Raw genomic sequence first — 21,280 nt, 5'->3', positions numbered from 1 at the left:
GAGACGCTCTGGACAGATCACTCCAAAGCGAATACTCTAAACAAAGTATTCGGAGGTGAGTATGACCAAACGAGCGATCTCGAACCCGCTGGCCCTGGCGGTGCTGTCCTGCCTGTGGGAGAGGCCGATGTACCCGTACGAGATGACCACCTCGATGCGCGAGCGCGGTAAAGAAGACAGCATCCGCCTCAATTTCGGCTCCCTCTACGCGGTCATCAAGTCGCTGGAGAAGCACGGCTTCATCGTTGCGACGCAGACCGAGCGGGAGGGCAACCGCCCGGAGCGCATCGTCTACGAGATCACCGAGTCCGGCCGCCGCGAGGCGGACGAGTGGCTGCGCGAGCTCATCGACACGCCGGTGAAGGAGTACCCGGCGATCGAGACAGGACTCTCACTGCTGCCGATGCTCCCGCCGCAGACCGCCCTCGAGCTGCTCGACAAGCGGGTCGAACGGCTCGACGACGAGATCGCATCCCGCCACCGTCAGCTCGACGAGATCGGCGACGACCTCCCCGAGCTGTTCATGGTCGAGTTCCACTACCGGCAGGCGGTACTGGATGCGGAACGCGCGTACATCGCCGGCCTCGCCGCGCGCATCCGGGACCGGTCGCTCAGCGGCCTGGAGATGTGGGTGGGGCTGCACGCGCTCCTCCACCAAGGACTCAGCATGGCCGACATCCAGCAGAGGGTGTCGGCAGGCGACTTCGGGCAGGAGGTGGCCGACCTGCTGGGCACGTAGTACCGCACCATCGCATTCGAAAACCGATGGCCGGAGAGCGGCAACTCTCCGGCCATCCAAACCCCAGTCGTTCCGTGAGGAACCTGCGTCAACAGTCACCGAGGGTCCATCTCCAATGGTATCGCGCAGGTCTCTCACGAACGGCTTCACTCAGAAAGGAAGCCATCGTGGCAACCGAATACCCGTCGGCGCTCATCGCCGACGACCTCAGGAAGTCCTACAGCGGCGGCAGGGGCAAGCCGCCCGTGCACGCCGTCGACGGCCTCAGCTTCACCGCGGAGACCGGAACCGTCTTCGGGCTGCTCGGCCCGAACGGCGCAGGCAAGTCCACCACCATCAAGATCCTCTCGACGCTGACGCGCGCCGACTCCGGCCGCGCGCTCGTCGCCGGAATCGACGTGGTCAAGCATCCGGGCAGGGTGCGCAGGTCGATCGGTTTCGTGGCGCAGATGTCGGTCGCAGACCCGATGGACACGGGCGCGGAGAATCTGGTCCTCGCGGGCAGGCTGCAGGGCCTGTCCGCTCGGGATGCGCGTGCCAGGGCCGCCGAGCTGCTCGACCGGTTCGCGCTGACCGAGCACGCGACGCGTCAGGTCAAGACGTACTCCGGCGGCATGTCCCGCAAGCTGGACGTGGCGATCGGCCTCATGCACCGGCCCGCTGTGCTGTTCCTCGACGAGCCGACCACCGGCCTCGACCCAGAGGCCCGCGCAGAGCTGTGGGCGGAGATCGAGCGGATGACCGCGTTCGAGAACATGACCGTGCTGCTCACGACGCACTACCTGGAGGAGGCGGACAGGCTCGCCAAGCGCCTCGCCATCGTCGACAGGGGAACGGTGGTGACCGCCGGCACCCCGGAGGAGCTCAAGAACGACCTCCGCGGCGACGCGATCATCGTCGAGCTGACCGGCGACGGCGACCCGTTCGCCGCCCTCGAAGCCCTCCGGCGAGTGGATGCGCTCAGCGAGATCGGCGGGGACGGCCGCACCCTGCGCGCCCGCGCCGACAGCGGCGCCGCGACGCTCCCGCACGCGCTCGCCGCGCTCGACGCGGCCGGCGTCGCCGTCGCGTCGGCGACCGTCGCGAGGCCGAGTCTCGACGACGTCTACCTGCGGCACACCGGCCGCACCCTCACGAAAGCTCAGGAGACCGCGCAGGACGCAGCATTGGAGAACGCATCATGACCGCTATCGCACCCACCAGCATCCACTCGGAGCGCACGGCGTCGGGGCCGTCGTTCTTCACCCACACCGCTGTGCTGACCGCACGGCTGCTGCGGGCGGCGTGGCGGATGCCCGTCTTCCTGGTGATGAACCTGGTGCAGCCGATCATCTGGCTGCTGCTGTTCGGACAGCTCTTCAAGGCGGTCGTGCAGATCCCCGGCTTCGGCAACGGGCAGAGCTACCTGGAGTTCCTGACGCCGGGCATCGTGATGATGATGGCGCTGTTCGGCAGCGCCTGGTCAGGCACGGTGTACATCCAGGACATGCAGCGCGGCGTGATGGACCGGTTCCTCACCTCGCCCACGAGCCGGCCGGCGATGATCGTCTCGACGCTCGTCTACCAGTCGATCCTCGCCGTGGTGCAGTCGCTCGTCGTGCTCGGGATCGCGTTCTGGGCCGGTGCGCGGTTCGAGGGCGGGTTCGTCGGGATCGTGCTGCTGCTGCTCGCGGTGGTGCTGCTGACCGCGGTGTTCTGCTCGCTGTCGAACGCCGTCGCGCTGCTGGCGCGGGAGCAGACGGCCCTGATCGGCATCTCGCAGCTCATCACGCTGCCGCTGATGTTCCTCAGCTCGGCGATCATGAACACCAAGCTGTCACCGGAGTGGGTGCAGAACGTCGCTGCGTACAACCCGTTCGAGTGGGCGGTGATCGTCGGTCGGCAGGCGCTCAGCGCGCATCCCGACTGGTCGTCGCTCTGGGGTCACGTCGGCCTGCTGGCAGCGCTCACGGTCGTGATGGCCGCCCTCGCGACCTCCGCCTTCCGCGCCTACCAGCGCTCGGCCTGACCCAAATAATCGAGCCGGGACTTATGCACGCGACACGCCGGGTGGCGCCGTGCACAAGTCCCGGCTCGATGGCTTCGCGGCCTAGAAGAGGTCGGGCGACGGGGCGGAGGCGTGGCGGATGGAGACGTCGGCGTGCCGGTCGAAGCGGTAGCCGACACCGCGAACCGTGCGCACGATGTCCTCATAGCGGCCGAGCTTGGAGCGCAAGCGGCGGACGTGCACGTCGATGGTGCGCTCGTTCGGCACCTCGTCGTCGGCGGAGCCCCACAGCGACGAGATCAGCTCGGCGCGCTCAATGGTGCGTCCCTCGCGCAGGACGAGGTACTGCAGCAGCTCGAACTCCTTGTAGGTGAGCGCGGCGGTCTGATTGTCGAGGATGAGGCGCTTGCGCGAGATGTCGACCACGACGCCACCGGATGCGCGGTCCTCGTCCTCGTCCGGCGCCGCCTGGTGGCGGTGCTTGGCGATGGCGGCCGGGTCCTGCAGGGCGAGGCGGACCACATCCACGTCGCGTCCGCCTGCGCCCTCCGGAGCGAGGGCGACGGCGGCGTACGTCTCGGCGGACGGGGCGATCTCGGCGGTGAGGCGCTTCAGAGCGTCGACGATGCGGCCGAGGTCGGTGCCCGCTGCGGCGGCCTTGGCCTCGTCGATGCCGACGTAGAGGACGAATCCTCGGGCCTCAGTGCCGTTCGGCACGGCGCGGATCTGGGCGGCGGGAGCTGCGGGTGCTGCGGCCTGCGCCTGGATGGCGGTGGCGGGAGCGGGCGCTGCGGCGAGGTGACGGCTGGGGGCGTAAGCGGAGTCGATGGTTGCCAGAGACATGGGATGAGTCCTTTGCGATGATGCGGTGAATCCCCTGCCGGATACGGCGTCCCCGGTGGCGTCGATGCGTTCGACGTGTACAGGTAGGTGGCGGGGTGCGAGGATTCGCGAGTGTGTGTCGGCCCTGGAGCGGGCGGTGAGCGGATGCGTGCGTGTGGCGCATCCGGGGAGCGTGTCAGCGCGGTCCCGACTCAGTGGGTCGGCGGCTGGCTGGCTCGGCGAAGGGTCGTCAGATTAGCGACACATTCGGCAACACATGACCGAGTCGCGGCCGGGCATCATCATGCCGGCATCCCCAGGGGCCTCGAAGGAGGTCAGGGTACGCGAGTTGTCAGTCATGCATTGAAGTAAAGCGCCCCGTGTCGCCTCGTGTCAAATCATTACGCAATATTGCGCTGACCCTGTCGCGCCCGCCGCCCCCTCCGCCCCGTGCCGAAGCAATCGAGCCCAGCTTTTTTCACCGCAAATCGCGTTCTTACGGTGAAAAAGCCTGGGCTCGATTGCGTGGGATCAGACGGTGCCGTAGAGGCGGTCTCCGGCGTCGCCGAGGCCGGGAACGATGTAGCCGTTCTCGTTGAGGCGCTCGTCGAGGGCGCCGAGCACGATCGTCACGTCGCGGCCCTCCGTCGCCTTCTCCAGCGCGGCGATGCCCTCCGGAGCTGCCAGGATGCAGATGGCGGTGACGTCGACGGCGCCGCGCTTGAACAGGAACTCGATGGCCGCGCCGAGCGACCCGCCCGTGGCGAGCATCGGGTCGAGCACGAAGCACTGGCGGTCGGAGAGGTCGTCCGGCAGGCGCTCCGCATACGTGGTCGGCTCGAAGGTGACCTCGTTGCGGGCCATCCCGAGAAAGCCGACCTCGGCGGTCGGCATCAGGCGGACCATGCCCTCGAGCATCCCGAGCCCGGCACGCAGGATGGGCACGACGAGCGGACGCGGCTCGCTGAGAGTGACGCCGACGGTCGTGGTCACGGGCGTCTCGATCTCGACGGGCTCCACCTTCACGGCGCGGGTCGCCTCGTACGCGAGCAGCGTGACGAGCTCCTCCGTGAGGGCGCGGAACACCGGAGACGGGGTGTGCTTGTTGCGCAACACCGTCAGCTTGTGGGTGATGAGGGGGTGGTCGGCAACGTGCACTCGCATAGGCTCAAGGCTAACCGACGATTCCCCCGCGAGGAGCCCCCGTGAGCCTGGCCGTCCCCGACGACTACGAGCAGTGGATGCGTCGCGCCATCTCCGACGCCAGGCTCGCCTTCGACACGGGGGACGTTCCCGTCGCCGCGCTGGTCGTCGACGAGCACGGAACCGTCATCGGCACGGGCCGCAACGAGCGAGAGCTGCACCACGATCCGACCGCGCACGCGGAGGTGCTCGCCCTGCGCGAGGCGGCCGCATCCAGGGACGACTGGCACCTCGAGGGATGCACGCTCGTCGTCACCCTCGAGCCGTGCGTGATGTGCGCGGGCGCCGTGCTCGCGGCCAGGGTGCCGACTGTGGTGTTCGGCGCGTGGGACGAGAAGGCGGGGGCGGCGGGGTCGGTGTACGACGTGCTGCGCGACCGCAGGCTCAACCACCGGGTGGAGGTGTTCGCCGGGGTGCTGGCGGAGGACTGCGCCGACCTGCTGCTGGACTTCTTCCGCGCCAAGCGCTGAGCGAGCATCCGGCGTTTCCCGCGCCGCCCGCATCCCGCCCAGCGCGCACGCCGCCTACGGCAGCCGCGCCAGCCACTCCGAGAACGCCGCCGTCGACGCCGCCTGCATCGCGCTCGAATACTGCTCTCGGTCGCGGCGCATCGCGTCCGGGTCGATGGCGAGCTCGTCGAGCTCGTTGTACCCGTCGGACACCCAGCGCTCGTGCATCTCGTCCGTGACCTCCGGGTGGAACTGCACAGCGAGCGCGAAGTCACCGATCGCGAAGGCCTCGTTCGAGTAGTCGCTCGACGACGCCAGCAGCGTCGCCCGCTCCGGGAGGTCGAACGTGTCGCCGTGCCACTCGACCACCGGGACGCCGTCGAAGTGCCGGATCGGCGACTCTGCTCCCGCGGCGGTCGGCTCCACCCGGCGGAAGCCGACCTGCTTCGTGCCGCCCTTGTAGACGCGCTCGCCGAGGGCCCCTGCCATCAGTTGCGCACCGAGACACACCCCGAGCGTCGGGCGCTCGGCGTCGAGCCGCTGCCTGATCAGCGCCTGCTCGTGCGCCAGATGAGGGAACTCGCGGGTCTGATACGCGCCCATCTCGCCGCCGAGGACGACGAGAAGGTCGGCTGCGTCCGCATCCACTGCCGACAGGTCTTCGGTCGTGGCGTCGATCACGCGGACCTCGTAGCCGTGCTCCACCAGGACGGGCCCGATGTTGCCGAGGTGGATGGTCGGGTCGTGCTGCAGAACGACGGCGCGCTTGGTCACTCGAGTCCTTTGATGACGATGGTGTCGGTGGCTGGATGCTTCTCGTTGGGGTCGATCCAGACGTCCGGTTCGACGTAGATGACGCGCGCCGCTGGAACGGCCGCACGGATTCGCCGCTCGACGGAGTCGATCGCCGCGGCGACGTCGGACAGTCTGCGCTCGCCGTAGATCGCGAGCTTCACGCCGACCAGGAGCTCGTCCGGGCCGAGGTACAGCGTCTTCATGTGGATGATGCGCTCCGCCTCGTCGCCGTCGAGGATCGCCCTCTCGATTGCCGCGGTGTCTTCGTCGCTGGCGCCCTCGCCGACCAGGAGGCTCTTGGTCTCGATGCCGAGGACGATCGCGACGACGATCAGCAGCGCGCCGATGAGGAGGGTGCCGATCGCATCCCACACGCCGTTGCCCGTGATGATCGTGAGCCCGACGCCGAGCAGCGCGAACACCAGGCCGGTGAGGGCGGCGACGTCCTCGAGGAGAACGACGGGCAGCTCCGGCGCCTTGGCGCGGCGGATGAACTGCGGCCACGACAGGTTCTTCTTGTGCGGGCGGGACTCGTGCACGGCGGTGCGCAGCGAGAATGATTCGAGACCGATCGCGATGACGAGCACGAGCAGCGGCAGCCACCAGTTCTCCAGGGGATGCGGGTGGGTCAGCTTCTCGAAGCCCTCGTAGAGCGAGAAAACGCCACCCACCGAGAACAGGATGATCGAGACGACGAACGCATAGACGTAGCGCTCGCGGCCGTAGCCGAACGGGTGCTCCTTGTCCGCCTTCTTCTTCGCCTGGCGTCCGCCGAGCAGCAGGAGCAACTGGTTTCCGGAGTCGGCGACCGAGTGCACGCCCTCCGCGAGCATCGAGGACGAGCCGGAGAACGCCCACGCGATGAACTTCGTGATGGCGATTCCGAGGTTGGCCGCGAAGGCCGCGACGATTGCCCTGGTTCCACCCGATGCGCTCATGGCAACATCCTAGGATGGCGGCATGACCGACACGCAGAACGTCACGCTTCCGACGATCGCCATGCTCGGGGCGGGCTCCATGGGTCGCGCCATCCTCAGCGGCCTCCTCGCGCCCGGTGTCACCGTCGACGGTGGCATCCGGGTGACCAACCGTTCCGCGGCGCGCGCCGCAGAGCTCTCCGGAACCGCGGGCGTGACCGCATACGCCACGGAGGAGAAGGCGGACGCGAACCGCCTCGCCGTCGACGGCGCCGAGATCGTGATCGTGGCCGTGAAGCCAGCGATGGTGCCCGATCTGCTGCGCGAGATCGGCGCATCCCTCACCCCTGGCGCCGTGGTCGTGAGCGTCGCGGCCGGCGTGACGACGGCGACGTTCGAATCGCTGCTGCCCGAGACGGTGACCGTCGTGCGTTCGATGCCGAACACACCGGCCGTCGTCGGCAAGGCCGTGACCGGCATCAGCGGCGGCAACCGCACGCGACAGGAAGACCTCGCCCTGGTGCGCACCCTGTTCGAGACGGTCGGCGAGGTGGTCGAGGTGCCGGAGTCGCAGTTGGATGCGCTCGGCACCATCTCCGGCTCCGGCCCCGCGTACGTGTTCTTCCTCATCGAGCAACTGACCGCCGCGGCCATCGCCAAGGGCTTCACGCCCGAGCAGGCGGCGACGCTGGTGAACGGTACGTTCCTCGGCGCCTCCGAACTCCTCGTCTCCTCCGGCGAGGACCCGGCCGAGCTCCGCCGCCGCGTCACGAGCCCCGGCGGCACCACCGAGCGCGCGATCGCCGTGCTCGCCGACGCCGACCTCGCCGGCCTCTTCACGCGCGCAACCGACGCCGCCCTCGCCCGCTCCCGCGAGCTCGCCGCCTCCTGACCCGCCCCCGCCCCGCAGCCCGCAGCAATCGAGCCCAGGCTTTTTCACCGCAAATCGCGCTCTTAAGGTGAGAAAGCCTGGGCTCGATTGCGTGAGAGCGCCGCGCGGAGGGTGGCGACGGCGCGCGGGTGCACTGGATGCAGGTCGGCGGAGGTAAGGAAGATGGGCGTCCAGCCTGCCTCGGAGAGGCGCTCCCTGCGCGCGATGTCGGACTGGTAGAGCTCTCGGTCGGTGCGGTGGATGTCGCCCAGGTACTCGATTGCGACCCGCTTGGCCGGGTAAGCCAGATCAACCATGGCGACGAACCGTCCTGCGCCATCGCGCACGCGGAAATTCAGCTCTGGCTCGGGGAGCCCCGCCTGGACGATAGCAACCCGCAACCGCGATTCCTGCGGTGACAGCGAGCCGAACCGTACGAGTTCGAGCGCTTGACGAAGATTCCGGACTCCGCGCCTCCGCCCGTGGTGACGCACCGCCCGCTCGAGGTCGTTGCGACTCAGGCTGCTCGGGATGCCGGAGTACGGCTCATCGCCAGTGACGAGTAGATCGCCGATCACCACCAGATCCGGAATGGCGAGCCGCCCGGACAGTTGCGCCCAGACGTCTTCGGGCGCAATGCAGGGAAGCCCCTGCGCGCGAACGACCCGATGCCCAGTGGCGGCGAGCTCGTGCGACACGACGCCGCGCATCTTCGGTGGACGCTGTGGGAGAAAGACCGAGACCTCCACGTCGACGGGCGCCGCGTGCGCTGGGAGTGGGAGTTCGTGGAGCACGGCGGCTGAGGCGTGGCTGAAGTGTTCGCCCGGCTGCATTCGCGCTGAGAACGCTTCGCAGAGTTGCACATGGTCGTCGAAGTCCGCTGACCGACTGCGCACCCCGTGGAACGGCCGCTGCAGGTCGCCCCGGTACAGCCGCCCGCGCGAGACCCCCGCGGAACGTGCGTGCGCAACGGTGAACCCCGCATCCGGGACCAGGTGACGTATCTCTCTCGGCTCTCGCATCCACCCACCTTGTCGCGTCCCCGAACCCTTTTCGCACTTATCCACAGCCCAGCTATCGAGCCCAGGGTTTTTCACCGTTGGAAGGGAGTTTGCGGTGAAAAAGCCTGGGCTCGATTGCTGCGCGCGCGCGGGCGGGCCGGGGGCGCGAGCGGGGGAGGCGGGGGAGGCGCGGGTCAGGAGTCGAGGGCGGCGAAGCGCTCGATGTCGGAGGAGGAGCCGGAGACGATGATGAGGTCGTGGTTGGAGACCACGGTGTCCGCCGTCGCGTATGTGAACGGCTTGCCGGGGGATTTGACGCCGACGACCGTGATCTTGTGCTTGGTGCGCACGCCCGACTCGGTGAGCGTGAGGCCGCGGATGGGCTTCGGCGGGTACATCTTCACGAGGGCGAAGTCGTCGTCGAACTCGATGAAGTCGAGCATCCGCCCGGACACCAGGTGGGCGACGCGCTCGCCGGCCTCCGCCTCCGGGTAGATCACGTGGTTGGCGCCGATGCGCTCCAGGATCTTGCCGTGCGACTGAGAGATCGCCTTCGCCCAGATCTGCGGCACCTTGAGGTCGACCAGGTTGGCCGTGATCAGCACGCTCGCCTCGATCGACGAGCCGACGGCGACCACCGCGATCGAGAAGTCCTCCGCGCCGATCTGGCGCAGCGTCTCGATCGAGCGCGCGTCGGCCTGCACCGTGTGCGTGACCCTGTCCGCCCACTTCTGCACCAGCCCTGCGTCCGTGTCGATGGCGAGCACTTCGCGGTCGAGACGGTCGAGCTCCCCGGCGGTCGCGGCGCCGAAGCGACCGAGACCGATCACCAGGACGGGGGCGTTGTGCTTGATCCTGTCAACCAACGAGCGGCCTCTCCTCCGGGTTCTGGTACAGCTGCTTGCGCTGGCTCTGGGCGAGCGCCGCGGCGAGAGTCACTGTACCAACGCGTCCGCAGAACATCGTGGCCGCCATCACGTAGACGCCGGCGTCCGGCAGTTTCTCGGTGAGCCCGGTGGAGAGGCCGCAGGTGGCGAACGCGGAGATCACGTCGAACAGCACATGGTCGAGGGGCGCCTTCGTGATCTGCAGGATCAGGATGCTCGACACCGCCACGATCGTCGCACCCCACAGCGCCACCGCCACCGACAGCCGCAGTACGTCGATCGGGATGCGGCGACGGAACGCATCCATCGACTCCACCCCGCGCGCCTCGGCGAACGCAGCGAGGAACAGCACCGCGAGCGTCGTCACCTTGATGCCGCCGGCAGTGGATGCGGACCCGCCGCCGATGAACATCAGCATGTCGGTCACCAGCAGGCTCGACCCGTGCAGGTCGTCGATGGGCACGGTCGAGAACCCGCCCGATCTGGCCATGGTCGACAGGAACAGCGACTGGAAGACTGTGTGGCCAGCATCCAGATGGCCGAACGTCTTGGGGTTGTCGGCTTCGAGGACGATGTAGAGCGCAGCGCCGGCCACGAGCAGGATCACCGAGGTCAGCAGCGTCAGCTTGACGTGGATGGACCAGCGGCGGCGCTTCTTGCGCAGGTTCGTGGCGATGGCGAGGATCACCGGGAAGCCGATCGCTCCGAGGAAGACGCCGATCATCAGCGCGCCGAGGAACCAGAAGTCCTCCGCGTATGGCGTCAGACCCTCCGCGTTGGGCGAGAACCCGGTGTTCGTGAAGGCCATCGCCGAGTAGTAGACGCTCTCCCACAGCGCGGTGCCGAACGGGACCCCGGCGATCAGCATCCGCGGGAACAGCAGCAGCGCGACGACGCCCTCGATCACCACCATGCTGAGCGCCACCGTGATGAGCAGCTTGCCCACCTCGCCCAGTCGCACCGCCTGGCCCTCGGCGACCGGGCCCGCGTGGATGCGCAGCGGGTTGCTGTCGCTCGCGGCCATCAGCTTCGCGCGGAGACCGAGTTTGCGAGACACGACCAGGCCGAGGATGCTCGCCATCGTCAGCACGCCGACCGCGCCGATCTGCACGCCGAAGAACACCAGCAGGTGGCCGAAGACGCTCCAGTGGGTGGCCATGTCGACCGTGGAGAGGCCGGTGACGCAGATCACCGAGACCGCGGTGAAGAGTGCGTCGGCGAGCGGGGTGGTCGAGCGCTCCGTCGTCGCGATCGGCAGCGAGAACAGGAGGGTGAAGACCAGGATCAGCAGCGTGAAGACGAGGATCGCGAATCGCGACGGGCTCCTGCTGGCGAAGCCGTTGACAGCGTCGCGGATGCGGCCGCCCGGCCCGAGGCCGATGCGCCCGGACATCTGTGTCGCTCGCATGACCGTTCCTCCCGCCGACAGCTTGGGACATGGTACTCCGCTGGGCGAGTGACTAGCCTGGGGTGATGGCCGACATCTTTGACGTGATCGCGGATGCGACGCGACGCGACATCCTGAGAGTCCTTCTCGACCGGCACGTCGACGATGTCCATTCCTCGGGGGAGATATCCGTCTCCGAGATCGTGTCGACCCTGGAATTGAGCCAGCCGACCGTGTCGAAACACCTCAAAGTCCTGCGCGAGGCCGGGCTCGTCTCGGTGCGCGAGGAGGGCCAGCACCGCTACTACCGGCTGGATGCGGCACCGCTCGAGGCCGTGGAGGACTGGGTCATTCCGTTCACGGCATCCGATGTGGACCTCGCGGCGATCGAGGATCAGCTCGCCGAGGAGACCCGTGAGTTCGCGAGCACGGTCGGCAAGGTGCTCGCCGACACCGGCCACCGGGTGACGACCGCGGTGGAGCGGGTGACGCCGCGCAAGTGGCGCCGCGACTGAGCCCGGCGGCACCTCCGCTCGCCGTCCACTTGTCTGCGACCCCTGCCGGGTTCTAGAGTTCGTGTCACCACTCGTGTCACACGAGTACCATGACAGCAGAAGAAGGACTAGGCAGAATGGCACGCGATCTCTCGGATGTGCGCTTCCTGACGGTCGCAGAGGTGGCCGACATGATGCGTGTCTCCCGCATGACCGTGTACCGTCTCGTGCACTCCGGCGAACTGCCCGCCATCCGTTTCGGGCGGTCGTTCCGGGTTCCGGAATCGGCTGTCACCCAGGCTCTGGAGAACCACGTCGCCGACACCGCGTGACGTCGGGTAGACTAGTGCCTTGTGTCGCCGCGCATTCCGCGGCCTGCCCCCTAACTTTGTGAGGTCTACGTGGGTTCCGTTATCAAGAAGCGTCGCAAGCGTATGGCGAAGAAGAAGCACCGCAAGCTTCTTCGCAAGACGCGCCACCAGCGTCGCAACAAGAAGTAGACCTCGAGTCTGCAGCTCAAGCGTCGGTCCCCTCGGGTCCGACGCTTTTTGCTGCCCGCGCGACGAACGCGTCTCCGTCGGCCACCGCGCATCCGGCTAGGGTTGGATGCGTGTCCAGCGTCTCTCTCACCCTGATCGGCAAGCCGGGCTGTCATCTCTGCGACGACGCCCGCGAGGTGATCGGCGCCGTGATCGGCGACCTGCCGCAGGGCGCGCCGACCGTCGTGGTCGACGAGCAGAACATCCTGGAGGACCCTGAGCTGCACGCGCGGTACGTCGAGGACATCCCCGTCGTGCTCGTCGACGGCAGGGTCCACACCTATTGGCGCGTCGATCCGGCTCGTCTCCGCACCGCTCTCCTGGAGGTCCGATGACCATTCGCCATGTCGTGTCGTGGAAGCTTGCGACCTCGGACGAGTCCGAGCGTGCTGAGCAGCGCGCTGCCGTCAAGGCGGGGCTCGAATCGCTGCCGGCGACCATCCCGGAGATCCTCGCGCTCGAGGTGGGAGTGGATGCGCTGAGCGCCGACAACTTCGACATCGTGCTGATCAGCGACTTCGCCGACGAGGCCGCCTTGCAGCGCTACGTCGAGCATCCGGATCACCAGCGCGTCGCCGCGTACATCCGTTCCGTGGTCGGCGGGCGCTCGGCGGTCGACTTCCGCGTCTAACGCGATCGAGTCCGGACCTGTTCACCCCTGGACACGGCGTTTCGGGTGAACAGGTCCGGACTCGATGGATGCGGACGGCGGGTCAGACGATGGGGGTGTCGTCGATCTCGGCGTCGGTGCGGCGGTAGTCCGCGAGGAACTGCGCGTGGGACGGGGCGTAGAGCGCCTTGACGAGGTCGCCGGCCTTGTCGCCGTCGCGCTCCTTGGCGGCGGCGGCGATCTCCGCGACGCGTGCCGGGAGGTCGTCGGTGTCGAACGGACGCTGCCACACCGTGATGTAGCGCAGCAACTGGGGGCTGAGGCCCTCGCTGACGCTCACCAGCACGTCGTTGCCCGTGTTCCGCTCGAACTCCAGGAAGAACTCGTTGAGCGTGTGCCCGAGCGCGGGGTGGTCGCCGGACTTGGCGAGCTTCTTCGCATCCTTGGCCAGCTTGTCGAGGCGGGTTGCCGCTGCGCTGCTGAGGTTCGGGACGGCACTGCGCGCCGCCTGCTCGTGCAGGAGTCCGGAGATGTAGACGGCTTCGTCGATCGCGCGCATGTCGATGGGCGCGACACGGGTGTACCGGTTGGGGGCCATCTCGACCAGCCCGATTTCGGCGAGCTTCATCAGCGCTTCGCGGATCGGGGTGCGGGAGACGCCGAGCCAGGCGGTCAGCTTCTCGTCGAGCAGGGTCTCACCCGGCTCGAGGGTTCCGTCGAGGATGCCGTCGTAGAGACGGTTGTAGACGACGTCGCGGAGGAGCTGGCGCTCGACAGGTGCGGTGTCTTTGACGGGGAGCGGCATCAGTTCTCCTTCTTCTCGAGCGCGGCGAACTCGTCGACGAGCTGAGAGAGTGCTTTGTTCCAGTAGTCGTCGACGGCGGCCGCGGCCTTGTCGGCGTTTCCGGCGATCGACGCATCCACGATGGTCGTGAGGTACGGCAGCCCGGCCTCGAACGCGCTCGTGCTCGGCGCGGCGACGAGCGCGCGGCGGATCTCGGGCAGGTGGCGGCTGAGCAGGCGGGCGACGGTCTTGTTGTCGAGCCTGCGCACGTAGACGTTGATGAAGTCGGTGGAGAACGAGTTGTCCTTGACGAGTTCGCTGAGGTCGTCTCCGCTGTTCGCCCTCGCGGCAAACGCGCGCAGCGTCTCCTTGTCGTCGGCGGTGAGGAGGTCGGCGGAGTCGCGGACGACGCCGCGCAGGAGGGTGCCGACCGTCTCGATGAGCCCGCGGAGGCGGACGGAGTCGATCGGGGTGACCCGCGTGCGCTTCTGCGGCATGATCTCGACGAGGCCCATGGATGCGAGCTGGTTCAGTGCCTCGCGCACCGGAGTGCGGGAGACGCCGACCCACTTCTCGATCTCAGCGTCGTAGAGCTGCTCGCCGGGGGTCAGATCGCCGTCGACGATCGCGTCGAGCAGGCGAAGGAAAACTTCGTCTCTGATGAGCCGTCGAGGGCTGACGGTCTCCGTAATGGGTACAGGCATACATGAATATTACATCCGCCGGATACGAATTCAAGCCAACGAGAACACGAATGTCGCGAATGTGGGATCGGAGCGCCTGGAACCCCGGGCGCTGTGGTGATGGATGCAGGTGCTTCCGCTGTGAAGTCTGCTATGTCAGATACAAATATAGCGTATCGGGCTTGAAAACAACAGAGGCGCGGCATCCCTGCTGGCCGGGACGCCGCGCCTCCGCGCGGTTACGGGGTGCTCTTCAGAACTTGTTGCCGAGGGCCTTCGCCTTGAGGGCGTCGAACTCGCCGGCCGTGATGACGCCCTGGTCGAGGAGCTGTTTCGCCTTGGCGATGTCGTCGGCGGGGGAGGTGGAAGCGACCGTGCGGATGTAGTCGTCGGCCTGCGACTGCGCCTGCTGCACATCCCGTGCCTGGCGCTCAGCCATGCCACGGCCCCGCGCGATCAGGTAGACGAGGGCGGTGAGGAACGGAAGGAAGATCAGGAAGATGATCCAGAGCGCCTTCCACCAGCCGTTGAGCTTGCGGTCGCGGAACAGGTCACCGATGATCGCGAACAACGCGAACAGGTACGCGACGAACGCGAAAGCCCAGAAGATGAGCCAGATGACGTTCCAGAAGTTGTTCCACATGGTCCGACATTCCTTCCAATGCGCCGCTCCGTGCGGCGTCAGAGCACACGCTAGTGGTCTGGTCGTGCGCTGCGCTAGCAAAACCGCGCCAATGCATACATTGCGAGCGGGCCTGTCGGAGGGTGCGGGTTAGGCTGACGCCATGCTGCCGCAGATCCCACCGCACACGTGGCGCGGACGGAGCGCGGCGGGGACGGCGCTGTTCGTCCTCTGGCTCATCGTGGCGATCCCGCTCGCGGTCGTCGCCGCGCTCGTGCTCCTCGCGCTCGGTGTGCTGGCGGCGGTCGTCGTGCTCGTCGTCTGGCTGGTGTGGGCGGCGGTCGCCTGGGTGTGGTTCGCGATCGAGCGGCTGCAGCGCATCCCGTATCCGTTCGTGCTCCGGCCTCCGGCGGGGAAGCGGGCGCGTCGCCTGGTCGGCAGCTCGCTCTACCTGGCGCTCGCCCCGCGCATCGTCGGCGGCACAGCACGTCTGGCCGGCGTCGTGTTCGGGCCGCTCCTGCTGCTGGCGAGCGTGGCCGGCCTCTTCTCCGCGCGCTGGCGTGCACGGCCGTACGTCGCCGTGTTCACGCTGCGCGCCGTGCTCCTCAAGGTGGTGAACCTCGGCCGCCGCCGCGGCCTGCTGCGCGACGGCCACGACGCGGATCTCCTCCGCTACGACGACTTCCTCGCGTCGGCCTTTCCGCACATCCGCGACTTCCTGGACTGGTGGCGCGATCCGCACGCGCCGCACGAGTACACGCCGTCGCCGACCCTGGTCGACGTGCCGGCGGCTCTCCTCGGCCTCCAGCTCGAACCGTACCCAGACCCACTCGGCTATCCGGGGCTGGCGGCGGGCGCGCTGCGTCGCCACAGTATCCGGAGCCTGCGCGACATCTTCCTCAGCCAGCGCGAGATCGACGACCTGTGCGACCCCGACCTCGACGACCGCGCCGATGTCGCCCTCATCCGCGTGGTGCACCGGGTGGATGCGCACGGGCTGCGCCACTGGATCGTGCAGTTCCCCAGCACCAAGTCGTGGCACCCTCGACAGGGCGCAGCTCCGAACGACCTCACCGCCGACCTGGTGATCGGCGCTGAGCAGGAGCCGACCGTCACCCGCGCCGCCATCGAGACCATGCGTGCGGCCGGCATCCGGCCGGGGGAGCCCGTGCTGCTCGCCGGGTTCAGCCTCGGCGGCATGGTGGCCGCCCAGGTTGCGGTGCGCGCAGCACGGGCCGGGTTCACCGTGTCGCATCTCGTGGTGGCAGGCACGCCACTCGGCCGGGTGCGCATCCCCGACGAGGTCCGGGTGCTGGCGATCGAGCACGTGCTCGACATCGTCCCTCGGATCGACGGCAGGGAGAATCCGGTGCGGCGCGTGTCCGGCGCAGACGGCTTCGTGACCGTGAAGGCCGGCCCGATGCTCCCCGTCGGGTTCCGACTCGGCGCCCTGCACCAGTCGACGGCGTACGCGGACACCGCGCAGGCGATCGAGTCAGAGCCACCGGATGCGCGCGTCGCCGCGCTGCTGCACGAGCTCGCCGCGTACCTCGGCGGAGGCCAGACCATCGTCGACCATGCTGCGCTGCGCTCCGGCAGCCTCGGCCCACAGCCGAGCGTCCCGTTCTACCTGCACAGCACCGTTCAGGACGGCATCACCCGGGGGACGCTGCGGCAGACACTCCGGCGCATCGCCGGGGTGATCGCGGTCGACGTGTACCAGTCGAGGGCGGGATTCGCGACGACGATCCTGTGGAACGCGGATGTGCTCGTGCACAGCCTGGAGCCGTGGTTCGCCACCGTGGAGCGGTTCGCGGTCTACCGCGGTCTGCTCTCGCTGCTGAAGCGTCGACGCGCGGTGGGCATCCACTTCCGGTTGCAGGCGAAGCAGACACCGGGAGTGATCTGGGAGGCCACGGTGCAGCAGATGGCTGACGGGCGGTGGAGGGAGATCCTCGACGTCTCGTTCGACGACGCCGCGTCGGAGGCGGAGTTCGAGCACGCGTTCCCCGGCGGCTCGGAGCCTGCGGTGGTGTTCTATCCTGCGTCGGCGTTCGAGCCGGTCGTCGACACCGCATCCCGTCGCTGACGGACGATGCAGTGCGGGATTCGGCTGCGCCGTGCCCGTATCGCGCACCGTGACCGTACGATGGACCGCACGCGAACGAGGAGGTCACTGTGGGACGTGAAAAGTACTGGACCACCGAGCCCGTCGAGTTGCTCGGCGTCGGGGAAGGCTTCCGGCTGGATGAGCAGGACACGGGCGGCAAGCCGGGGTTCGACGGAGGCAAGTCGGAGGGGGTGGCCGCGCTCGCAGAGGGGGCTGCGATCCTCGCCGACCTGCAGGAGCGCCTGTACGCGGCGGGGACAGTGGGCGACGACCGGCGGCTGCTGCTCGTGCTCCAGGCCATGGACACAGCGGGCAAAGGCGGAATCGTCTCGCACGTCGTCGGCGCTGTGAACCCGGGCGGTGTGCGGTACAAGGGCTTCAAGAAGCCGACCCAGGAGGAGCTGGCTCACGACTTCCTCTGGCGTGTGGACCGCGAGGTGCCCGCCGCTGGCCAGCTCGGCGTGTTCGACCGTTCGCACTACGAGGACGTGCTGATCGGGAGGGTGCGGCAGCTCGCGCCCGCCGACGAGATCGAGCGCAGGTACGGCGCGATCAACCAGTTCGAGAAGGAGCTGGCGGAGAGCGGGACGACGATCGTCAAGGTGATGCTGCATCTCGGCAAGGACGAGCAGCGGGCACGCCTCGCGGATCGCCTGGAGCGGCCGGAGAAGCACTGGAAGTACAACCCGGGGGATGTGGACGAGCGCGAGCTGTGGGACGAGTACCAGGCCGCATACCAGGTGGTCTTCGACAGGACCTCGACGAAGCACGCACCGTGGTTCGTGGTGCCGGCCGACCGCAAATGGTACGCGCGGCTCGCTGTGCAGCACCTTCTCATCCATGCCCTGGAGGGCATGGACCTCGACTGGCCGCCCGCGGACTACGATGTGGATGCCGAGAAGGCCAGGCTCGCCGCATCCTGACCCAGGTGCCGAGCTGACTACCCGAAGGCTTCGACCACCGGCCGGAACTTCATCGTGGTCTCCGCGAGCTCGCGTTCCGGGTCCGAGTCGGCAACGATTCCCGCACCGGCATATGCCGTGATGTCGCCCGACTCGGAGACCTGCGCGCAGCGCAGCGCGATGGCCCACTCGCCGTCGCCGTCTCCGCCGACCCAGCCGACAGGACCGGCGTACCTGCCACGATCGAACGGCTCCAGCTCGCGGATGACGGCCATCGCCTCCCGGGTCGGCGTGCCGGCCACAGCGGCGGTCGGATGCAGGGCGTCGACGAGATCGAGCGAGCTCGACCCGTCGCTCAGGGTGCCCTGGACGTCGGTGGCGAGGTGCCAGAGGTTGGGGAGCTTGAGCGTGAACGGCAGGTCGCTCGCCGCGAGGTCGGCACTGTGCTCGCGCAGGGCGTCGACGACGCTGGCGACCGCATAGCGGTGCTCGTCCTGGTCTTTGGTGCTGCTCGCGAGGGTGACGGCGGCGTCGTGGTCGCTCACGCTGTCGGCGCCGCGCGAGATGGTGCCGGCGAGCACGCGGGCGCTCACGGTGCCGTGGTCGACGCGGACCAGTGTCTCCGGCGAGGAGCCGACGAGGCCGTCGACGGCGAACGTCCAGCACTCCGGGTAGCCGAGGGCCAGCTCCACCAGCGCACGGCGCACATCGGACTCGTGGGGGAGGTGGCCGGTGAGATCGCGGGCGACGACGACCTTGCGGAGGTCGCCGCGCATGACGTGGTCGACGGCGGCTTGCACGGCGGCCCTGTAGCCGTCTTTGCTGAGCGTGCCGGGAAGGAGGGAGAGGCGGTACTCGTCGCCGAAGGGGGTCGGATGCGGCAGGGCGGACGGACCGGACCCGGCCCCGGTCGCGGCCGCGTCGTCGGCCGGGCGGATGCGGGTGATCCAGCTCCGGCCGTCGCGCCGTCCGATGACGAACTCGGGAACGATGAGCACGCTCGGGGCGGCGCTGTCGTCGTCGAAGGCGAAGGTGCCGAACGCCACCAGGCCGGTGCCTGGCTTGCCGATGCCGTCGGTGACGGACGCCTGCGAGACGACCTCGCGCCATGCGGCGGCGGCGGACCGCATCCTGTCGTTGCCGGAGAACTCCAGGCGGAGCGCCTCGCCGATCCCTGCGATCCCCTCTCCCTTGCGGAGCCACAGCAGAGGGTGCCTGGCGTCGAGGAACGGGATGAGCTGGCGGACGTCGTCGATGGGGGTGGTTTCGACCAGGAGAGCCGTGGCGCTCGATGTCCGGGGCGTGGTCGCTGTTGCTGTCACCCGTTCAGCCTACGCCCGGGATGCTGGGGGTCGGATGCGCGCGGGCTGGGGGTTCGCGGGGCCGGGTTCGCGGGGCCGGGATGCGCATCCCGGCCCCGCGAACCAGTGTGCGGACTCAGGACAGTTTCACCGGCGCGCCGAGGAGACGCCCGCTCGCGCTGCCGGACGGGCCGGTCACCGTCCACGACGTGTCCGGCACGAAGTAGCCCTGCGCGGCCTCCGCCGCGGTGACGGTGTGCTTCGGCGTCGAGCACACGTACGACGCGCCAGGCGCCAGCGCGGTGTACCGGCAGTTGCCGGCGCCGCTCGGCAGGAACGGGCTGAAGGCTCCCGCTGTCGGCACAACGGCGACGGTGGACGTGCCGGTGTTCGTGACGTGGAAGGTATACCCGACCTGGTCGCCCGTCGCGTACGGCGCGCTGGTCACGTCGCGTTCGCCGTCGGAGCGCGCGCCGGAGATGGCCGCCGTTCCGATCGTCGCGGTGCCCGATCGGATGCCGTCCTGCAGAGCGACCGGCAGACCGAGGACGCGCGTGGTGCCTGAGGAGTCGCCCGACGCGTTCCACGTCGTGTCCGGCACGACGTAGCCCTGCGACACCTCGGCAGCCGTCACGGTGTGCCGGGGTGTCGAGCAGGTGTATGCGCCGCCGCCGGTGAGCCCGATGTACCGGCAGTTTCCCGCGCCGCTCGGCACCAGCGGCGAGAAATTGCCGCTCGTCGGTGCGACCGTCGACGCTGCGGAGCCGTGGTTCGAGACCGTGAACGCATACGGCAGCGCCTCGCCTGCGACGTACGGCGACGCGCTGAGATCGCGCGCGGTGTCCGTCCGCGCGCCGGCGATCGTCAGCTTCGCGAGCGTGCTGACGCCGTCGCACGCCGCGTTCAGCCACGCGTCGTCGAAGCGGGCGAAGTTCATCGCCGTGGATGCGCTCGACTCGTACAGCACGCCGAACTGGCCGGGGCTGAGCCTGGTGGCCGTCGAGTAGCCGGAGAATCCGGCGTTGAGCTGCCTGGCGAACGGCCAGGTCGCGCCGTCGTCGCACGAGACGCGTGCTGTGAGGTTCGAGCGGGCGGACTGCGATGCGGTGTTGGTGAACAGCAGCATCTTCGACTCCGGACTGCCGGACGGCGCATCAGGGAACACCCGCGTGATCGACGCGTTGTTGGTCGGGTCCGGCAGTTCGGTGTCCTGGCTGACCGCACCGTAGGTGACGCCGCCATCGGTCGAGACGGCGACCTTGCGGTATCCGCCGCCCGCGTTGTCGCGGGAGTTGAGAAGCACGCGGCCGTCTGAGAGCTCGACCACCTTGTTCTCGTCCATCTTCGTCCCGGCGAACTGGCCGCGCTGCCAGGTCGCTCCGTGGTCGTCCGAGTAGACGCTGTACGCCTGGATGGCGTTGGTGCCGTCCGCCTGGCGCACATCCCCGGCGAACTGCTGGATCAGCCGGCCGGCGTGGGCGCCGTAGCGGAGCTGGATGCCCTCTCCCGAGCTCGCGAACATGCTGCGCACATCACCGGCGACAGGGCTCGTGGTGCTCGTTCCCGGCTTGACCACCGAGGTGATCAGCCGTGGCCCGCTCCAGGTGACGCCCGCGTCGTCCGACTCGGACACCTGGGCGCTGATGACCTGGCGGTTCGCGTCGTCGTTGCCGAACGTGCTGCCGCCGAAGCCCTGGTCCTTCGAATAGACGGAGAAGAGGAAGACCTTTCCGGCGACGGCGTCGTAGACGAAGCTCGGGTCGCTGTAACCGCTCTTCGGCGAGGCCGTCACCCCGGCGCGCACCGTGCTGAGCGGACCCCAGGTCTGGCCTCCGTCCGTGCTGCGCTTCAGCACGATCGAGTTGGGGTTGGGGGAGTCGGCCGCGCTCCCTGGGCGGCCGTCCCACGCCGCGAGCACGACGCCGCCGCCGATGGATGCGAGCGCGGGGATGCGATACGCGGCGAACGGCGAGACAGGGCTCCCCGAGATGTCGGCGGTGCTGAAGGCGCCAGGCGGATCGGTGGGCGCGGCGTCGGCCGGTGCGATCGGCATGACGATGGCGGCAGCGGTGGCCGCCGCGGCCAGGGCGGCGAGCCCCGCTCTCCTGCGGTGGGGATGCTGCCGGATCTCCGAAATTGGGCGTGACATAGCGTTCCTTCCTTTCCTGTTGGCACTG

General features: G+C 68.6%; 24 protein-coding genes. 12 read left to right on the top strand and 12 right to left on the bottom strand.

The features are described 5' to 3' along the window. Nucleotides 1-61: 61 nt before the first annotated feature. The 3 genes from ACYVGI_RS17905 to ACYVGI_RS17895 all read left to right on the top strand — a co-directional run bounded on the left by ACYVGI_RS17905 (nt 62) and on the right by ACYVGI_RS17895 (nt 2,747). Nucleotides 62-739, top strand: coding sequence for a PadR family transcriptional regulator (locus tag ACYVGI_RS17905; protein ID WP_460633935.1), 678 nt, complete (start codon nt 62-64; stop codon nt 737-739). Between the two features lie 167 nt (nt 740-906). Beyond that, a complete protein-coding gene (locus tag ACYVGI_RS17900) occupies nt 907-1,923 on the top strand; it encodes an ATP-binding cassette domain-containing protein (RefSeq protein WP_460633934.1) in 1,017 nt (338 codons plus the stop codon). Beyond that, entirely contained in the window at nt 1,920-2,747 is an 828-nt protein-coding gene (locus tag ACYVGI_RS17895) for an ABC transporter permease (protein WP_460633933.1), read from the top strand. The genes ACYVGI_RS17900 and ACYVGI_RS17895 overlap by 4 nt, the downstream gene beginning before the upstream one ends. An 81-nt stretch (nt 2,748-2,828) precedes the next feature. Here ACYVGI_RS17895 and ACYVGI_RS17890 read toward each other — a convergent pair whose 3' ends face one another. Together ACYVGI_RS17890 and upp are read right to left on the bottom strand one after the other, a co-directional pair. Continuing rightward, complete coding sequence (locus tag ACYVGI_RS17890; RefSeq protein WP_460633932.1) at nt 2,829-3,569, bottom strand: winged helix-turn-helix domain-containing protein; 741 nt, start codon at nt 3,567-3,569, stop codon at nt 2,829-2,831. 510 nt (nt 3,570-4,079) lie between these two features. Continuing rightward, the gene (gene upp / locus ACYVGI_RS17885) at nt 4,080-4,712 is read right to left on the bottom strand and encodes a uracil phosphoribosyltransferase (protein ID WP_055889760.1); all 633 of its coding nucleotides are present in this window, start codon (nt 4,710-4,712) and stop codon (nt 4,080-4,082) included. A 41-nt stretch (nt 4,713-4,753) separates the two neighbouring features. Here upp and tadA point away from each other — a divergent pair, with 41 nt between their 5' ends. Continuing rightward, a complete protein-coding gene (gene tadA, locus ACYVGI_RS17880) occupies nt 4,754-5,221 on the top strand; it encodes a tRNA adenosine(34) deaminase TadA (protein WP_460633931.1) in 468 nt (155 codons plus the stop codon). Nucleotides 5,222-5,275: 54 nt separating this feature from the next. On the opposite strand, the gene ACYVGI_RS17875 is transcribed toward tadA, so the two are convergent. Next, a complete protein-coding gene (locus tag ACYVGI_RS17875; RefSeq protein WP_460633930.1) occupies nt 5,276-5,974 on the bottom strand; it encodes a glutamine amidotransferase in 699 nt (232 codons plus the stop codon). Continuing rightward, complete coding sequence (locus ACYVGI_RS17870) at nt 5,971-6,933, bottom strand: cation diffusion facilitator family transporter (protein ID WP_460633929.1); 963 nt, start codon at nt 6,931-6,933, stop codon at nt 5,971-5,973. Before ACYVGI_RS17870 ends, ACYVGI_RS17875 begins: the two co-directional genes overlap by 4 nt. 22 nt (nt 6,934-6,955) lie before the next feature. On the opposite strand from ACYVGI_RS17870, the gene proC reads away from it, so the two are divergent. Further along, nucleotides 6,956-7,804, top strand: a complete 849-nt coding sequence (gene proC, locus ACYVGI_RS17865) for a pyrroline-5-carboxylate reductase (RefSeq protein ID WP_460633928.1) — start codon at nt 6,956-6,958, stop codon at nt 7,802-7,804. 62 nt (nt 7,805-7,866) lie between these two features. Here the strand turns inward: proC and ACYVGI_RS17860 are convergent, their stop codons facing one another. From ACYVGI_RS17860 to ACYVGI_RS17850, 3 genes are all read right to left on the bottom strand, one after another. Beyond that, complete coding sequence (locus tag ACYVGI_RS17860; protein ID WP_460633927.1) at nt 7,867-8,493, bottom strand: hypothetical protein; 627 nt, start codon at nt 8,491-8,493, stop codon at nt 7,867-7,869. 485 nt (nt 8,494-8,978) lie between these two features. Beyond that, nucleotides 8,979-9,650 (bottom strand): potassium channel family protein, encoded by a 672-nt coding sequence (locus tag ACYVGI_RS17855; protein WP_055889775.1) that lies wholly within the window; start codon nt 9,648-9,650, stop codon nt 8,979-8,981. Continuing rightward, nucleotides 9,643-11,079: a TrkH family potassium uptake protein gene (locus ACYVGI_RS17850; RefSeq protein ID WP_460633926.1), complete on the bottom strand. Its 1,437-nt coding sequence runs from the start codon at nt 11,077-11,079 to the stop codon at nt 9,643-9,645. Before ACYVGI_RS17850 ends, ACYVGI_RS17855 begins: the two co-directional genes overlap by 8 nt. Nucleotides 11,080-11,144: 65 nt before the next feature. Between ACYVGI_RS17850 and ACYVGI_RS17845 the strand changes: the two genes are divergently transcribed. The 5 genes from ACYVGI_RS17845 (at nt 11,145) to ACYVGI_RS17825 (ending at nt 12,722) form a co-directional block, all read left to right on the top strand. Next, nucleotides 11,145-11,573: an ArsR/SmtB family transcription factor gene (locus tag ACYVGI_RS17845; protein ID WP_055889783.1), complete on the top strand. Its 429-nt coding sequence runs from the start codon at nt 11,145-11,147 to the stop codon at nt 11,571-11,573. Between the two features lie 116 nt (nt 11,574-11,689). Beyond that, nucleotides 11,690-11,884: a helix-turn-helix domain-containing protein gene (locus ACYVGI_RS17840; RefSeq protein WP_085368762.1), complete on the top strand. Its 195-nt coding sequence runs from the start codon at nt 11,690-11,692 to the stop codon at nt 11,882-11,884. A gap of 69 nt (nt 11,885-11,953) precedes the next feature. Then, on the top strand, nt 11,954-12,052 hold the full coding sequence (locus ACYVGI_RS17835; RefSeq protein WP_003792170.1) for a 30S ribosomal protein bS22: 99 nt from the start codon (nt 11,954-11,956) through the stop codon (nt 12,050-12,052). Between the two features lie 110 nt (nt 12,053-12,162). Further along, nucleotides 12,163-12,426, top strand: a complete 264-nt coding sequence (locus ACYVGI_RS17830) for a glutaredoxin family protein (protein WP_460633925.1) — start codon at nt 12,163-12,165, stop codon at nt 12,424-12,426. Then, complete coding sequence (locus ACYVGI_RS17825) at nt 12,423-12,722, top strand: Dabb family protein (RefSeq protein ID WP_460633924.1); 300 nt, start codon at nt 12,423-12,425, stop codon at nt 12,720-12,722. The genes ACYVGI_RS17830 and ACYVGI_RS17825 overlap by 4 nt, the downstream gene beginning before the upstream one ends. An 82-nt stretch (nt 12,723-12,804) precedes the next feature. On the opposite strand, the gene ACYVGI_RS17820 is transcribed toward ACYVGI_RS17825, so the two are convergent. From ACYVGI_RS17820 to ACYVGI_RS17810, 3 genes are all read right to left on the bottom strand, one after another. Beyond that, complete coding sequence (locus ACYVGI_RS17820) at nt 12,805-13,506, bottom strand: GntR family transcriptional regulator (RefSeq protein ID WP_460633923.1); 702 nt, start codon at nt 13,504-13,506, stop codon at nt 12,805-12,807. Then, the gene (locus ACYVGI_RS17815) at nt 13,506-14,189 is read right to left on the bottom strand and encodes a GntR family transcriptional regulator (RefSeq protein WP_460633922.1); all 684 of its coding nucleotides are present in this window, start codon (nt 14,187-14,189) and stop codon (nt 13,506-13,508) included. Before ACYVGI_RS17815 ends, ACYVGI_RS17820 begins: the two co-directional genes overlap by 1 nt. 232 nt (nt 14,190-14,421) lie before the next feature. Next, nucleotides 14,422-14,811: an SHOCT domain-containing protein gene (locus ACYVGI_RS17810; RefSeq protein WP_460633921.1), complete on the bottom strand. Its 390-nt coding sequence runs from the start codon at nt 14,809-14,811 to the stop codon at nt 14,422-14,424. 142 nt (nt 14,812-14,953) lie between these two features. On the opposite strand from ACYVGI_RS17810, the gene ACYVGI_RS17805 reads away from it, so the two are divergent. Beyond that, a complete protein-coding gene (locus tag ACYVGI_RS17805) occupies nt 14,954-16,879 on the top strand; it encodes a hypothetical protein (RefSeq protein WP_460633920.1) in 1,926 nt (641 codons plus the stop codon). A gap of 89 nt (nt 16,880-16,968) precedes the next feature. Beyond that, on the top strand, nt 16,969-17,823 hold the full coding sequence (locus ACYVGI_RS17800; protein WP_460633919.1) for a polyphosphate kinase 2 family protein: 855 nt from the start codon (nt 16,969-16,971) through the stop codon (nt 17,821-17,823). Between the two features lie 17 nt (nt 17,824-17,840). Here ACYVGI_RS17800 and ACYVGI_RS17795 read toward each other — a convergent pair whose 3' ends face one another. After that, nucleotides 17,841-19,124, bottom strand: a complete 1,284-nt coding sequence (locus ACYVGI_RS17795; RefSeq protein ID WP_460633918.1) for an isochorismate synthase — start codon at nt 19,122-19,124, stop codon at nt 17,841-17,843. Between the two features lie 115 nt (nt 19,125-19,239). After that, nucleotides 19,240-21,252: a sialidase family protein gene (locus ACYVGI_RS17790; protein ID WP_460633917.1), complete on the bottom strand. Its 2,013-nt coding sequence runs from the start codon at nt 21,250-21,252 to the stop codon at nt 19,240-19,242. Nucleotides 21,253-21,280: the final 28 nt, after the last annotated feature.

Source organism: Leifsonia lichenia (genome assembly GCF_054780215.1).
Note: the sequence above shows the minus strand (reverse complement) of the source record. Positions and strands in the feature narration are given on the sequence as shown.